The following is a 15,868-nucleotide window of genomic DNA, read 5'->3' on the forward strand; positions in this document are numbered from 1 at the left end:
CGTTACACGATTCTCTGATTTATTAACTAGAGATAGCATGAACGCATTGTTTGTAATCAACGTTGTCCGAAAAGACGAATTTTCTTGCCGGATAAAGCAGAGTCGCTCGCTGCCAAACCCTTTCATCCAGCATTTAAGGATTCGGTATAGTCGGCGGCGCAGCGGAATCCCGTATTGCCCGATGAGCTGTCTGGTGTGTTGCCCGTTCTGGCGGCAACGCGGTAACGATTGCAATATGACTTATGGCATAAGTACGAGCCCCCGCGCATCACTCTGGCCTGCCCAGTGGTCGGACCCTTAGGGTTGACCCGCGTCTCCCTCAAATGATAATCCTTACTGAACCAATCCTCACACCACTCCCACACGTTCCCTGCGGTTTGATACAAGCCATATCCATTGGGCGGGAAGGCATTCACGGGTGCCGTCCCGATATAGCCGTCGCTGGCATTGTTTTTATCCGGAAATTTCCCCTGCCAAATATTACACATATGCTTGCCGTCCGGCTTGAGGATGTCTCCCCATGCATATTTCTTCTGCACGAGCCCGCCTCGTGCGGCATACTCCCACTCCGCTTCCGTCAGTAGGCGTTTGCCTGTCCATTGACAGTAAGCCGTCGCATCGTTCCAAGACACATGCACCACAGGATGATCCAAGCGATCCTCAATGGTAGAGTCCGGGCCCTCCGGCTGCAGCCAATAAGCACCTTCCACCGACCACCACCATGGCGTTTTCTGAACCATCTGCTTGACCTTGCTCGCTGTCTCCTTCGAAATTAAAAGATGGAAAACAAAGGACCAGCCGAATTGCTCAGCTTCCGTTTTATAGCCAGTCGCGTCAACAAATTGCTTGTACTCGGCATTTGTCACCGTGTAAGGCGATATATGAAACGGACTAACCGTTACGCTACGAATCGGTCCCTCGCCGTCCGAAGGAAACCCTTCCGCATCATCCGTACCCATCAGAAAGGTGCCGCCTTCCAGCAGAATCATCCCTTCACTTGGATCAGCATTACTCTTCTTTGTTACCGATAACGAAGCTTCGGGTGAGACGATTATACCCGAAGAACCAAGTCTTGAGGCTGAACAGCACGACGGTTTATTTTCCACGAAGAATGTCCCCCTGATAATAGACTAACTATAGATCGCAAGACGGAAAGGCCTGATAGGATATAATGATCGAGATGTCCCCTGGTATCAATACTGTAAAATCAACCTCGCGTATGCTTCCTCATTACTATTCGACGATCGGGAGCTTGGTCGCCTCTTCCGGCACTGGCCACCTCTCTTGTTCCGACACGTCGACGGCTTTCCCCCATTTAGCCAGTAACTGATGATGCTCCAGCTTCTGCTGATGCTTCTCAATGATCGCAGGAATATTCCATGATGCATCCAACTGAGCTTGGAATTGCTCGGCAATATCGGCTCTTTCATGAACCAAGTTGTGAAGCTCCTTCGGGTCCGAGCTCAAATCGAACAATTGATTGTGCTGCTCATAGTAGACGTAAGCTACAAACTTCCAATTTCCCTTCCGCAGCATGCGTCCTGGAATGTGCTTGCCTTCAAGCGTTTCCATGCATTCGCTTATGACGATTCGCTCGGCATCCTCCGCTCCTCCATTCAGCAGCAGCTTCAAGTTCATACCGTCCTGCCTTGGCGGCGTTTCCGCTCCTGCAAAGGCGCATAACGTCGGACCCAGATCCATGATACTTACCGGCTGCGAGATGTTTCTCCCAGCTACAACTCCCTCTCCTGCAAGGACCATCGGTATTTTAGACGACCCTTCGTAGAAGGTGCTTTTTCCGATCAATCCATGCTCTCCTGCTTGCTCACCGTGATCGGACATGTACACAAACAAACCTGGACGAGCGCTGCGTTCCAGGTAACGGTTCCAAGCGCTCCTTACCTCCCCAACCTGGCTGTCAATCGTTTCGATCATTCCCAAATAAGCGGCACGCAGCTTCGTTACATTTTCTATGGTAAGCTGGTGATTTTGACGAAGCTTTTGCAATACGGGATGACCGTCATCCTGCAGGAACGACTCCGGAATGTCCATCCGCTCCTTGTAGTACATGTATCGGTCCGGAGGCGCAACAAAGGTATGATGCGGGCCATAAGTTCCGACAACGATGCATTGAGGCTTTGCGTGGTCCTCCTGCAAGTATTCCAAGGCAGCCTTGATGACAGCTTTGTCATATTCAAGTACAGGGGAAGTTCCGCCGCCGATGATTTTCAAACTTTTGTTCGCCATGGTGCCGACATAAGGCCCAAGATCCGTCCGAGCTTGCCCATAACGCCCCCAAAATAACGGAGTCAGCTCCCCCATAATTCTTCGTGTGAATCCATGCCGCTGATCCTCTCCGAGAAAATGCATGCGCCCGCACAGCACCGTGTCGTATCCTTCTGCGGCAATACCGTGCAAAAAAGTCGCCTGATCGCTGCCAATCGCCCCTCCATTGGTAAATACACCCGTTTTTTCCGGCAGCTGCCCCGTGAGCATCGACGTTCTCGAAGGGACACAAAGCGGCGACGACGTATAAGCCGTGCTCATCACGGTCCCTTCCTTGGCCAATTGGTCCAGATGAGGCGTACGCACCAGCGAGTGCCCTGCAAAACCTGCATACTGCGCATGATGCTGATCACTTAAAAACACCAAAATATCCGGTTTGCTACTCATGGCTATTCCTCCATATCATTTATATAGAATTTTAAAAGCAACGAAGCACACTATTCTCACCACTCGATACTCAATGAAAATAATGGGCTTCGTAAGACCTGTTCAGTTAGCGTCGAACTTGCTTTATCCCTATGTGCCAGATAAGGCCTTGTATTTTTCAGTTCTGGCATCCTGAATGATACCGCTCCAATTGAGTCCGTATGTGAAATCATATGCATGCCCGGCGGAGTCTATATAAACCGCCAGATCATGAGGAACATCCTCCTGCTGCTCCTCGACCGTCTTCATGTCAGCCGGCATTTGGAACGGCAGCAGTCCGCTAGGTTCGGCGGCACCTGTGATCAGTTCCATGATCGCCCGATCCTCAGCTCCAAAGTTCGCCAGAATCGCGCTGGCGGCTCCCTCAAATTCAGCTAAAACCGTCGGATTCGCTAAAGCGAGCGAAACAATTACCGGTTTATCCTTCATGAGCCGTTTAGTCTCCAGCACCATGTCGAGATCGCCCGCATTGGTCACCGTCACCGTCTTACCCTTGTATGTACGGTTGAGCACATCCCTTGGGTCTCCGGCTAAGCTCGTTTCCCGCGCATGCTCCGCCGTATAAGGTGCATACTGCAAGCTGATCGGCACATACCCTGTTCCACCCGCCGCTTTATCTGCCTTGCTATAGCCCATCGTCGAGCGGGGACTTTCGATGAACACTAAGGCAAAATCCGCTTCATCGGGCTCAGCCGTCACTTCAAAATATTCCCGAACTATATCCAGTTTCACAGGATACCCAACGCTAGCCGGAATCGGCAGCCCGATCCAGTTCGTGCTGGCCGGCAGCTTGCGCCTCGGAATATACACCTTTTTTTGCTTTTTAAAAGGGAGGATTCCATCTTCGTTCTTAAGCAGCACAAACGATTTCAGCTGCGCCTCGAAGCCTGCCTTTGTGAATGCGTCGCAACCTACTTTAGCCACCGTTTCCTCTACTTGAACATAAGGGTTCTCGAACAGACCCAAACGGATCATGTTCTTCAGCAGCCTCACGGCAGACAGCTCGAACCGCTTTCGCATGAAGGCTTCTCCATACTCCTTAACGCCGATATGATACGCCTCAATGATCGGAGCAGCCTGATCATTGCCGCCGAATTGATCGACCCCGGCCATCAGCAGCCTATAATGGCGCTCAGCCACGGTGTACCCATCTTCCACTCCCCAGGACCTGCCACCGGGGGACAGCTTCGTAATGTCCTCTGGCTCGTCGTGCGTAATGCTCCAGTCCGTGCAAACAACACCATCATAGCCTACCTGCTCGCGGAGCAGATCGTTGATAAGGTATGAGCTGTAGGAATTACCGACGTTTTCTCCGTTTTTCTTATCCTGACCGCAGGAAATCGTGTAGTAAGGCATGACGGCAGAGGCCTTTCCCGTCTTGCCGTTCAGACGAAACGCGCCTTCGGTAAAAGGAATCAGATGCTGCTCGAAGTTGCTGCCCGGATATACGGCATACTTGCCGTAAGCGAAGTGTGCGTCGCGCCCCGCTTCCCCGGAGCCGCCGCCCGGCCAATGCTTCACCATCGCATTGACGCTGTTATAGCCCCAGCCGTCCGCAATTTCCGCTTCGCCCTCCGACGTCTGAAAACCGTCGATATAAGCACGGCCCATATCTGCCGAGAGCTGCGGGTCCTCGCCGAATGTCATGCCGAATCGGAACCAACGCGGATCCGTAGCGATATCCACCTGTGGAGACAGGGCTGTCGTGAGGCCCAGAGCGCGGTATTCCTGTGCGGCAACCTCACCGAATTGTCGAGCCAGCTCCGGCTCGAACGACGCAGCCAGCCCCATCGATTCCGGCCAAATGGAAATTTTGCTGCCCCCGGCGACTTTAAATTCGGCGGAAGCATCAAGTCCGTGCCGTGGATCCGAGCTGTTATTCGCCGGTATGCCCAGTGGCTGGCTCTCAGCATACGCCTGCAGCCGGTTGCTCCATTTCGCCGCGATCTCCGAACTTTCCACGCTGGTGATCAGCACATGCCGGATATGATCTCCGGTTAGGAACTGCCGCTGCTGGTCCGTCAGCTCATACGGCATCGCGCCGCTTTCGTCAAACGACTTCCCGCCGTAGGTCGCAGGATTCCACCCTTTATTCCCCGGCAGCGACTGATGCTTACTGTACAGCATGAGGCCTGCAATTTGAGCGACAGACATTTTGGTCGCGAGATCCTTCGCCCTCTCCTCTGGGGATAAGCGCCAATCCTCGTATTTATCCAATATACCGTCTTTGTTCAGGTCCTTGAAGGCTAAGCCGTCTTGATAAATAATGCCCACACCCGAATCTTTGGAGTAACCGAGAGTCGGCCCTCCCGGGTTTTTGACATACCCAATCATTTCATCGTTTGGTCGCTTCTGCACATGTTTCCCCTCTTTTCTTTAAGCTTAGCCTTTCACCGAACCCATCAGCATACCTTTATTAAAATACTTTTGCATAAACGGATAGATGACCAGTAAGGGTACAGCGGTAATCAGGACTGCGGCCATCTTAACGGCTGGCGTATAAGCAAAACCTCCCGCATCGACCTCCATGCCGGAATCGCTTTCGATCAGCATTTGTCTTAAGAACACCTGCAGCGGCATATCCGCAGAGTTATTAAGGAAGAGAATGGCGTAAAAGTAAGTGTTCCAGTTTTGAACCGCATAGAACAACGTAAAGGTAGCTATTGCCGGCATCGATAACGGAATAACGATTTGCCAAAACAAACGCAGCTCCGAGCAGCCGTCAATACGTGCCGATTCCTCTAATTCAGCTGGAATGTTTTGAAAGAAGCTTCGCATGACGATCAGGTTGAAAGGCGCGATCGCAGTAGTCAGATAAAGCGCCCAATAGCTGTTTAGAAGCCCTAACTCTTTTACTACAAGATAAGTAGGGATCATGCCGCCGGCAAAAATCATCGTGAACAGCACCAGAAAATTCATCATACGTCGGCCCCTAAGCCAGCTCTTGGATAAGCCGTAAGCCATGAGGCTTGTTAACAGGATATTGATTAACGTGCCCGTTACCGTAATGGTGACAGCATTTCCGAATGCGGCTTTGAAGTTTGCATTACTCAGTAAGTAACCATAAGCCTCAATGGTCCACTCGTGCGGAATGATGAAAAATCCGCGTGACATAAATTCGTGCTCCGTTGCAAAGGAGCTGGCAATAACGTAGAAGAACGGCACTAGAATAACCAGCACTGAAACGATGAGCAGACCGTATATAATTCCAGTAAAGACGGAATCCTTCCCGCGTGAATCAAATGTATTCATCTTAGTAAACCCCCTCTTCTCCTGCTTTCTTGGAAAGCTTGTTTGCCAGCAAAATCAGGACTAAACCTACGAGCGATTTAAACAAACCGACAGCTGTTGTAAAGCTGAACTCTCCCTGTAGAACGCCTGAACGGTATACATACGTATCAAACACATCGGAAACCGAAAGGTTCAAGGAATTTTGCATTAAGTAAATGTGCTCAAACCCGATGTCCATAATATGACCCAATCTTAGAATAAACAGAATAATGATCGTTGCCTTTAGCGCAGGAAGCGTGATGTGCCATAGCTGTTTCCATCGGTTAGCACCGTCAACAACAGCTGCCTCATACAGGGTAGGATCGATCGAAGCCAATGCCGCCAAGAAGATAACCGCATTCCAGCCCGCTTCCTTCCAGATGCTCTGCAATACATACACGATGCGGAAATAGTCTGGATCTGTCATCAGCTCGATCCGAGCGAAGCCTGCACTAGCCAAGCCTTTGTTGATAGCGCCTTCCTGCGTAGCGAATAAAATGACTGTAATACCCACCAAGACAACCCAGGATAGAAAATGCGGCATGTAAATAACGGTTTGTACAAATTTCTTGAACAACTGCATACGAACCTCATTCAAAATAACCGCGATCAACACGGGAGCTGGAAAAAACAAAAACAAGTTTAACGCACTTAAAATGAGCGTATTTTTTAACAAGGTCCAAAAATCCGGCTCTCCGAACAACCGTTCAAAGTGCGCGAAGCCCACCCACTCGCTTTCGGAAAGTCCGGCAAACGGATTGTAATCCTGGAAGGCAATGATGATCCCGGCCAGTGGCAAATAACGGAAAATAAGAAAAAACAACAAACCCGGTAAAATCATCAGGTATAATGGAAGTCCTCTCTTCCATTCCTTTAACGCCGACTTTCTGAGTGATTGCGATTTAAGCTGCACAAGCTTTACTGTGGAATCTCCCTGCACGTTTGTTCCCTCCTGCATGATGCATCATATTTGATATAGCTACATCATAATGGCTTCGCTTTCATAAGTCGTTACACGATTCTCTGATTTCCAAACTACACACTATGAAGAGGGGCACAGCAATTTCGGCTAACCCGGCTGTGAAAAAAGAAGACCGCCCGCCGGTTCCCCGGACGGACGGCCTATGCAGATCCTCGTCGTCTTTATCGCAAATAAGTCGTTTCGGTGCCATACAATTCTCTGAACTTCTAACCATTCTTCGTCCCTCTGTAGCTGAATGGAATTCGAATGGAAACTACGGTGCCGCGGTCCGGAAAGGAAGTCAGGCTAAGTCCATAGCCCTCGCCGTATTTCAAGAATAAACGCGTATGCACGTTCCTTATGCCGAGCGATTCTGTCTGTATGAACTCCTCGTTGTTCACATTCTCAGATATATCCTTTAACCCTTGTGTCAGCTCCGCCAGTTTGGACTCCGATATTCCCCCTCCATTGTCCGCAATTTCGATCACCAAATCATCCTTGTCGTCATACGCGCTAACCAGGATAGCTGCGTCTCCCGCCCTGGGTTCAACCGCATATTTCACGGCATTTTCTACGATGGGCTGGACAGTCAGCTTCACGAGCAGACAATCGTGGAATTTCGGATTGACCGTGATTTGGCTAAAAAACTTTTTTGGAAAACGGATATGCGTAATCTCAAGATACTTTTCCAAGATGGCGAGCTCATCCTTCAAGCTCACTTCGTTATCCGAAATTTTCGCCGTATATCGGTATACGTCCGCCAAATTGGCAGCCATGCTGACGACCAGATCGTCGTTATTGAGATAACCTATACTTTTGATAACATCCAATGAATTATACAGTAAATGCGGATTGATTTGGTTCTGCAGCGCCTGGATATACGCTTCCTTCTGCCGCAGACGCGTATGCACATCCTGCAGCTTCAGGTTGGAAATCGTATTCAGCTGATTATCGAGCTGTTCAACCATCTTGTTAAAGCTGTAGTTCAGCTTCTGAAATTCGTTCATCCCCTGCTGAAATTCAGCCCTCGTCTTATAGTCGCCCTGAAACACCCGATTCATATTGTGCTTCAGGTGTAGCACCGGTGTTACAAATAAATTGGAGACAAGCGGTACGAGAAACATGACCATAACGGCAATAAGCGCAAACGCGATGATCGTGGAGTTACGTGCCGAATAAAGGCCGCTGGCCATCTCGTCAAAAGGCACGATGGCTACAACCCGCCAGCCCAGCACCTTGGAGCTGCTTGTCGATACAAGTACCTTTTCTCCGTTATAGGTTCGAAGACTCACCCCACCCTCGGCCGGCGTGCCGAGTTGACCCAAAGGCGTATCGGCAAGCTTCCGGCCGCGCCATTCTTTAACAGGATGGTATACGATCGTATCATCCTGAGAAAGCAACATGAACTGGCCCGTATTGCCTAACTTCGAACGCTCGAAGGTCGCTTCAATTTCGTTGAGCCCCAAATCCATAACAAGGAAGCCGATGGGCGCCAGACTAGAACTACTGTAGACCGGATTCAGCATAGAGATTACGGACATGCCCATTTGCTGCGGGTAGGTAATGGTATGGGTTGGAATAAGGACGCGTTGGTCCGAGAAGGAAACGGCAAACCAAGGCTCTGTACTGAAATTCTCGCCCGAGGAGTTATAGCTGCGCATGGCCAAAACCCGCTTGTCTGTTGACATTAAGAAAACTCCAGCCACTTCACTGTAATTAAGTGCAACGTGACGTCTTAACATCGCTTCAATTTCATCCGCCTCGAAAATATTGATGCTGCGGCTGCCATCGAACCAACTCTGAATTGGTTCTTCCTTCACTAACGTTTTAGTCGTTTTGGACAGCTGCTCGAAGTAAAATTCGATATGATGATTTAATCGCTTGGTTGCTTCGTCCGTGACGGTATGAAAATCCTTTTTAACCGTATTACTGTAGTTAAAATGTGAGAAGATGCCCATGAGAATCATCGATAAAAGACTGATCCCCAAAAACAAGACGACCATGCTGACCTTAATCGGAAACCGAATCCAAAATTTTCTCATGTGAACCATACCTTTTCTATGTTCATTTGTCCTAATCGTTATCCGTACAAGTTCTTTCCGGGGTGAGTATATCCCTCTTTTCAAGAATAATAAAAATTAGCCAATTTGCTGAAAGGTTATCCAGGAAATGAATAAGGATGCCATCCTCTCAGATGACATCCTCTTTTAATCTTGCGCGGCAGCAAGGAAACCTTAACCTTCGCTACCCCATTTGTTAATCGTATCTGGTATGGAAGGCTGCGACAATGCTCCGGTCGCTTCCCACCACTCATCCACAGCTTGGCGAAGTACTCTGCGTGCTTCTTCCGCTTCGGGATGTCCTGCCACATTGACCAGCTCGTCCGGGTCCTGATGAAGGTCGTACATCTCCTCCATATCTTCCTCGTAGTAATACACATACTTCCATTCTGGCGTTTGTGCGCCACGGAAAGGATGATAACCCCAATACGCCTTGTAATGCTCAAAGAAAACAAGCTGCTCCGCAGGAGACTCAGCCAATTTGAGATGAGGTATCAGCGAACCGCCTTCGCATTCGGCAGGCACCTCTATACCGACCGCATCCAGCAAGGTGCCGGTAACAGCCGAACTGGATACCAGATCAGGAATGACGTTTCGCGTTGGGTTCGTCCCCGGCACGTGCAGGATCACGGGCACGTTATACAGCTCCTTATACGGAAGAACCCCCTTCAATCGCAGCTTGTGGGCCCCCTGCATATCGCCATGATCCGTTGTAAACAGGACGACTGTGCTTTCAAGCATTCCCTTCGATTCAAGCTTATCCATTAAACGGCCAAGGTTCTGATCCATAAGCGTAAGCAAGGAACGATAGTGTTGAGCGTCACGCCGAACCAGTTCCTCCGTAAGGATGGATTCGCCCGTCCTGGAACGTTCCAACTGAAAGGCAGGCTTGGTAGATAAGTCATCAAGATAATAGCTGCTCGGAATGGGCATGTCTTCAAGCGGAAACTGCTCCGCATACTGCTCAATCAGCTCGAATGGTTTATCAACCGGCACGTTCGGATGCGGCATAAACCAGTTTACCGCCATAAAGAACGGCTTGCTACCTTCATAATCGTCCAAGTAATTCAATGCTTTCGTGGTTGTTACAGCATCCTTGTGGCTGTGAAAGCGCGGATCGGAATTGGCAGCTCCCAGCTCAAAACCGTCTGTCCGATAATCGGTAATCTGAAACTCATGATCCGCTGGGGACAACCCCAAATGCCACTTTCCCAAATACACGGTCTCATAGCCAGCCTGATTAAACGATTTTGCAATGCCCCACTCCTGTGGATCGAGCACATGACCGATATTATTGACGCCAACCTGATGCGGGAATTTCCCTGTCATCCAGGTGGCCCTCGACGGCGAGCATTGTGCGGATGTGGAAATCACACCTGTAAAGCGCACACTCCGTCCGATTAGCTTATCCAGATTAGGAGTATAATAACTGGAATTAATGCAGCCCATGGCATCGAGATTTTGTTGGTCTGTGGTGATCATCATAACATTTTTCATAGCGTCTTCTCCTCGTATTATGAATAATGGCTTCGGCTCGTTGCAAACACTTCCCAATAAGTCAGCACATCCGCTTCCGCTTACTCTGGCTTAATCATATTGAATTCGTTTCCGTATGTCGTTACACAATTCTCTGATTTGTGATACATGCGATTGCGATTTACCTTTTGTAGGCATGAAAAAATGCTGTCCGACAGACTACTCCAGTCGAACAGCATGGCAACACTACTCTTTGTAAGCCCGGTTTATTTCCTCCATGATTTGTTTGCCGCCATTCGCCATCCACTCAGCCGAAGCGGTTTCTATGGAATCAACGGGGGCATCACCCATAATAATTCTTGCCACAGCTTGGGCAAAGTTGGCATTCAGCTTAGTACCGTTTCGAGTTAAAGTCTCCGATTCCAAGCCGGCCGCCGGATTGCTCCACTTATGTTTTTCATTCATGGCAAACATATTTTTAATCGCTTGGTGCTGCGCTGGGTCCTCCCATTTATACAATTGAATGCCCGGATTAAAAGGACGGAAAATCCAGTTATTAATCAAGTTTTGCCGATCCATGTTCGCGGCCTGCAGCCTTTGGTATCTATCATCGGTTATTTTCTTATAATGGACACCTTCGATCCCGTGCTTGATAAAGTCGGCTCCCGCCGGGGAAAGGAAATAATCGAGCATCATCAGGATACGCCTCTGCTTTTTAGGATCGATCCTGGAATTAATAACGTTCTTATCCAGCATATCCAGGTTTGAAGTACCGGTTAAGCCGGTCTGTCCCTTTGGCGGTTCCATCGGAGTATAGGCTGCATTCGGTACAAGCTTGGTTAAGGTGTTCCTGCTTTTCAGAAACTGATTCGGATTCAGCATGGCAAAGCCAACCTTACCCGACTCGAATTTCACCGTAGATGCGCCAACCTTATTTACGGCAAAATCCTTATCCAATACACCTTCCTTGTAAGCCCTATTAAGGAAGGTCAATGCCTGCTTCCACTCATCCACCTGCGTTTGATACGGAATTAATTTCCCGTCGACATTCCGCCACTGATTTCTCAAGCCAAATCCGGCCAAAATAAATTCAACGTCACGAAACAGAGCGTTATCATCCATATAAAAAGTAAATCCGCTTGTATCCTGTATGCCATTCCCATCGGGATCCTTCGTTGTAAACGCCTTCGCTACCTCGTAAAACTCATCCAATGTTTTGGGGATGGCCAGATCGAGCTTCTTCAGCCAATCCTCCCGTACGGTCAACGTATCCCTCGCTTGTGTGATGTAGAAAGGAAATCCGAAAACTCTTCCTTTTGGGTTGAGTGCCTTCAATTCGGCATCCGGAATGTTCGCAAGATTGGGGTATTGATCGAGAAGTGGCTGAACATCAAGGAACAAGCCTTGCTTCTTCCACCGGTTAAAATCCGGGTAAAGTGCCAGAAATATATCTGGAAAATCATTCGAGGCTGCGAGCACGGCCATTTTTTCTTTATAAATATCTGCGGACACCCATTGAATCTTTAAATCGACATTGAATTTGTTGTTTAATTCCTGGATCATCGGATGGTCATCGGGCCAGCCTCCACCCTCAAAAGCGCGTGCCATCCATGTAATCGTCAGCTTCTCGCTCAACTCATTCGCAGGATCGGCTTTTTCTTCCACCTTAGGAGATGCCTTCAATCCTTCGGAATCCGTTCCCGTACAGCCTAAGACTGCGGATGACAACAGCAGGATAGCGCACCATGTCAGCCATTTCTTTCTTATAGGTATCATATCCCCATGCCTTTTCTATATTCATTCGGCGATAGCCCTGTTATATTTTTAAACACCCGGTTAAAGTAAGGCATGGATGAGAAGCCGACCATATCTGCTACCTGGTATATTTTCAAGTCTGGCTCCAGCAGCAGCTGCTTCGCCTTCTCGATCCGGAACTTGTTCATATAGTTGACGAACGAATCGCCCGTATGCTGCTTGAACAACGCACTGAAATGGGAAACGCTAAGACCGACGTAATCGGCTATTTGTGATAGACTGATCTCTTGCATGTAGCTCTTCTCGGCGAAATCGCAGGCCTTCTTAATGACGAGCCGAAAAGAGCGCTTGTGATGTTGATGCTGATGCTGTTCATATTGACACCATTGTTCGATTAAATACTGAATATGCCTTTTCAGCGATTCCTCCGTCCGCTCATCGAGAACGTCCGATTTCTGAAATTCAGGGTACGTATATTCCAGCAGGTCATTCAGCTTTCCGGCCAATATGCGAAGCAAACCAAGCTTCGAGCTCGGATGGCTGTTCTTGTTCCTCAGAATGGATTGAACCAGCTGCGCTTGCTCCCCCATTAGCTGCTGAACATCCATGGTTTGAATCTGTTCGACGAAGGTGTTGATGCTCATCAGCTGATCATGAACAGGATGGAGCAACTCCAGCCGGTGTAAGGATCTTTCCAGCGCTTCCTTGAGTACATCTTCTCTTACCGGCTTCAGCAAATATTCGGACACCCCGTAACGTATGCCTTGCTGAGCATAAGAGAAATTATCATAGCCGCTGATAATAATACTTACTATAGGGAATTTAATTTCATCGATTTGCTTGATTAACGACAGCCCATCCATCTTGGGCATCATAATATCGGTTATAAGGACGGTCGGACACAGCTCTTGAATAAGGTTCCAAGCCTCAACCCCATCTCCGGCTTCCCCTGTGACCTTAAACCCGCTTCCGATCCGGTCTACCATCTCGACAATACCGCTGCGGATCCAATGCTCATCCTCTGCTACGAGCACATGGTACATCGGGGTCCCCTCCTCTCATCTGTTCATGTGTTTTTCTAATGCCATACAACTTCTTTCTGAGGTTAGCATTTCCCTTTACTCGAAAAAATTTAAAATTATCCAATTATCTGAAAGTACAGCCATGAACTCAGCCTTTGCAGCCGAAGATCGCACATATCTCTTTGTTCACTTTTAGCAAATATTGGCTCATGACTTCGTCGATGTGCGTGGGCAGCGCGTCGGAGAAGCCGACAATGACCACAGCCCCGAGCAGACTCTTTTGAAAATTAATAATCGGCAGGGCAACCGAAGAGATACTTGGAACAAGCGGTTCACTGGCAAAGGAAATCCCATGCAACCGTATCGCCTCGATTTCGGTCTTCAGCTTTAATCCACGTTCCTCATCCAAGGTCGTAAGCTGCTGCTTACTCCAAACGCCTATCACCGCCTCCTCCATAAAAGCGGCGTACACCTTACCTGCTGCCGAGAGGATTGGGAGCAGCGTGCCGATCTGAGCACCGATATTCAAGCCCTGATGACTATTGATCATCTTCACGACGACCGGGCCGCTCTGCGACCATGACGTCAGCAGCACGGTTTGTTTGCAGGTCCGGTTGATTTCCTGCAGGAACGGCGTCACCCGCTCGATCATCTCCTCCTTGTTCAAGGCTTTCATGCCAAGCTCGACCAGCTTGCTGCCAAGGGAATATAAGCCGTTCTCCTTATCCCGGTATAGAATCCCGCTAAGGGTGAGCGTATTTAAATATTTATACAAGTTACTTTTCGTAATCTGGGTTTTCTCTTGGATATCATTAAATTTCAGCGGTTGATCGTATGACGCCACGAGCTCAACGATACTGAAGCCGATTTGCAGTGATTGAATGGTAGTGCCTGATTTGATTTCGGTCATGACAAACAACCTTTCCGGAGGTTATAGAGTGAACAAAGTTCACTATGAATAAATAAAATATAGCGATATTACTCAAGACGTGTCAACCTGCACTATCAAAAAAAGAAGTAATCGTCGATTAGATATATTGACAATTTCTGAAGAATACGTTTTTATTATATAATAAGAGAATTAAGTTCTCTAATATTATAATTATTTATTCGTAGAACAAATCCTGCGATATTCTATTAAACAAAGGAGCGAAAATCATGAAATTAGTAAGCTTTAACTACGAAGGTAACACGCGTATCGGATGTCGTCTCGAGAATCAAATTATTGACCTAAACCTCGCCTGCCGCTCAATGCTGGAAGCCGACGGCGTCATCCGCGCAGCGCAAATTGCAGAAGCCTATGTTCCCGCGAACATGGTGGAATTTTTACAGGGCGGCGACCCAAGCATGGCACTGGCGAACAAGGCCGTCAATTATGTCCTGAATAGCACCGAGGGATTCAAATATAAGGTTCTACAAAACGTGTCAGATGTAAAAATCGAGGCTCCTGTGCTGAATCCCGGTAAAATGATTTGCGTCGGCCACAATTACCGGGAGCATATTCTCGAAATGGGCCGCGGACTGCCTCCGGTTCCGGTGGTATTTGCGAAATTCAGTAACACTATTGTCGGCCCTCAGGACGACATTCCATTCTATCCGGTTTCCGAACAGCTTGACTATGAAGCGGAATTTGCATTTGTCGTCGGGAAGCGCGCACGCAGCGTATCACAGGCTGACGCGCTGAATTATGTTGCCGGTTACACGATCGTGAACGACGTCACCTACCGCGATATTCAAAGAAGAACGATTGAATGGCTGCAGGGCAAAACCGTGGAAGGCAGCGCGCCGATGGGCCCTTGGCTTGTGACCACCGATGAGCTTCAAGACCCTTCGGGACTGGAGGTTGTCCTGACCGTTAATGGCGAAGAGCGCCAGCACTCCAATACCTCGAACCTTGTATTCAGCGTATCCTACTTGGTTGAATTTTTATCGAATCTGATGACCCTGGAGCCGGGAGACGTGATCCTGACAGGCACGCCGGGAGGCGTTGGCGTTGCCCGCGAGCCGCAGGTGTTCCTGAAAGACGGCGATGTCGTGCGTATTGAGATCGACCGCGTCGGCGTACTGGAGAACAAAGTAAAGAAAGTAAGCGAGGGGGTATAAGGATGACTATGAACGAAACGATTGCTGCGATCCATCAAACCACAGACGAAATTGTCGAGCTGACAAAGGGGCTGTCCGATGAGCTTATTCTCTGGAAGCCAACCGAAGAAAAATGGTCCATCCAGGAAGTCGTCTGCCATCTTGAGGAAGCGATTCCTTACTGGCTGCATGAACTGCAGGATACCTTGAAAAAACCAGCACCGTGGGGTCGTGGCCTGCAGCACGAAGGACGTCTCGCTGCTGTCAGTCAAGCACACCAGCGTTCTACCGCTGATGCCTTGGAAGGGCTCGCGAATACAAAGCGGCAGGTGGAGACTATCCTCGGTTCGATTGGTGAAGACGACTTGAAGCTGGAAGCGGAAAGTCGGAACCCACGTTTCGGCATAAAGCCGATGTCTTTTATTATCGATCACCTTCTCACCGATCATTTGGTGACCCATTTAAAGCAAATTCGCAGAAACATCGAACAGTTTGAAGCCCGGAAATTAACAAACTAAAGAAGAGGTGCG

General features: G+C 48.8%; 12 protein-coding genes. 2 read left to right on the forward strand and 10 right to left on the reverse strand.

Features of this window, described 5'->3' with window-relative positions:
- Positions 1 to 122: 122 nt before the first annotated feature.
- From OB236_RS10950 to OB236_RS10995, 10 genes are all read right to left on the reverse strand, one after another.
- On the reverse strand, positions 123 to 1,106 hold the full coding sequence (locus OB236_RS10950) for a formylglycine-generating enzyme family protein (RefSeq protein WP_262684030.1): 984 nt from the start codon (positions 1,104 to 1,106) through the stop codon (positions 123 to 125).
- Positions 1,107 to 1,233: 127 nt separating this feature from the next.
- Positions 1,234 to 2,673, reverse strand: a complete 1,440-nt coding sequence (locus OB236_RS10955) for a sulfatase-like hydrolase/transferase (protein ID WP_262684031.1) — start codon at positions 2,671 to 2,673, stop codon at positions 1,234 to 1,236.
- Positions 2,674 to 2,802: 129 nt separating this feature from the next.
- Positions 2,803 to 5,046 (reverse strand): glycoside hydrolase family 3 protein, encoded by a 2,244-nt coding sequence (locus OB236_RS10960; RefSeq protein WP_262684055.1) that lies wholly within the window; start codon positions 5,044 to 5,046, stop codon positions 2,803 to 2,805.
- Positions 5,047 to 5,094: 48 nt separating this feature from the next.
- On the reverse strand, positions 5,095 to 5,964 hold the full coding sequence (locus OB236_RS10965; protein ID WP_076235311.1) for a carbohydrate ABC transporter permease: 870 nt from the start codon (positions 5,962 to 5,964) through the stop codon (positions 5,095 to 5,097).
- 1 nt (position 5,965) lies between these two features.
- The gene (locus tag OB236_RS10970) at positions 5,966 to 6,922 is read right to left on the reverse strand and encodes an ABC transporter permease (protein ID WP_256711484.1); all 957 of its coding nucleotides are present in this window, start codon (positions 6,920 to 6,922) and stop codon (positions 5,966 to 5,968) included.
- 248 nt (positions 6,923 to 7,170) lie between these two features.
- Complete coding sequence (locus OB236_RS10975; protein WP_262684032.1) at positions 7,171 to 8,985, reverse strand: cache domain-containing sensor histidine kinase; 1,815 nt, start codon at positions 8,983 to 8,985, stop codon at positions 7,171 to 7,173.
- A 192-nt stretch (positions 8,986 to 9,177) separates the two neighbouring features.
- Positions 9,178 to 10,500: a sulfatase family protein gene (locus OB236_RS10980; RefSeq protein WP_262684033.1), complete on the reverse strand. Its 1,323-nt coding sequence runs from the start codon at positions 10,498 to 10,500 to the stop codon at positions 9,178 to 9,180.
- Positions 10,501 to 10,725: 225 nt separating this feature from the next.
- Positions 10,726 to 12,255, reverse strand: coding sequence for an extracellular solute-binding protein (locus OB236_RS10985; RefSeq protein ID WP_262684034.1), 1,530 nt, complete (start codon positions 12,253 to 12,255; stop codon positions 10,726 to 10,728).
- Complete coding sequence (locus OB236_RS10990) at positions 12,252 to 13,277, reverse strand: response regulator transcription factor (RefSeq protein ID WP_262684035.1); 1,026 nt, start codon at positions 13,275 to 13,277, stop codon at positions 12,252 to 12,254. Before OB236_RS10990 ends, OB236_RS10985 begins: the two co-directional genes overlap by 4 nt.
- A 127-nt stretch (positions 13,278 to 13,404) precedes the next feature.
- A complete protein-coding gene (locus OB236_RS10995; protein ID WP_076235321.1) occupies positions 13,405 to 14,166 on the reverse strand; it encodes an IclR family transcriptional regulator in 762 nt (253 codons plus the stop codon).
- Between the two features lie 248 nt (positions 14,167 to 14,414).
- Between OB236_RS10995 and OB236_RS11000 the strand changes: the two genes are divergently transcribed.
- The gene (locus OB236_RS11000) at positions 14,415 to 15,359 is read left to right on the forward strand and encodes a fumarylacetoacetate hydrolase family protein (RefSeq protein WP_262684036.1); all 945 of its coding nucleotides are present in this window, start codon (positions 14,415 to 14,417) and stop codon (positions 15,357 to 15,359) included.
- Between the two features lie 2 nt (positions 15,360 to 15,361).
- Positions 15,362 to 15,856 (forward strand): DinB family protein, encoded by a 495-nt coding sequence (locus OB236_RS11005; protein WP_262684037.1) that lies wholly within the window; start codon positions 15,362 to 15,364, stop codon positions 15,854 to 15,856.
- The last annotated feature ends 12 nt before the right edge of the window (positions 15,857 to 15,868 follow it).

It is taken from the genome of Paenibacillus baimaensis (assembly GCF_025567575.1).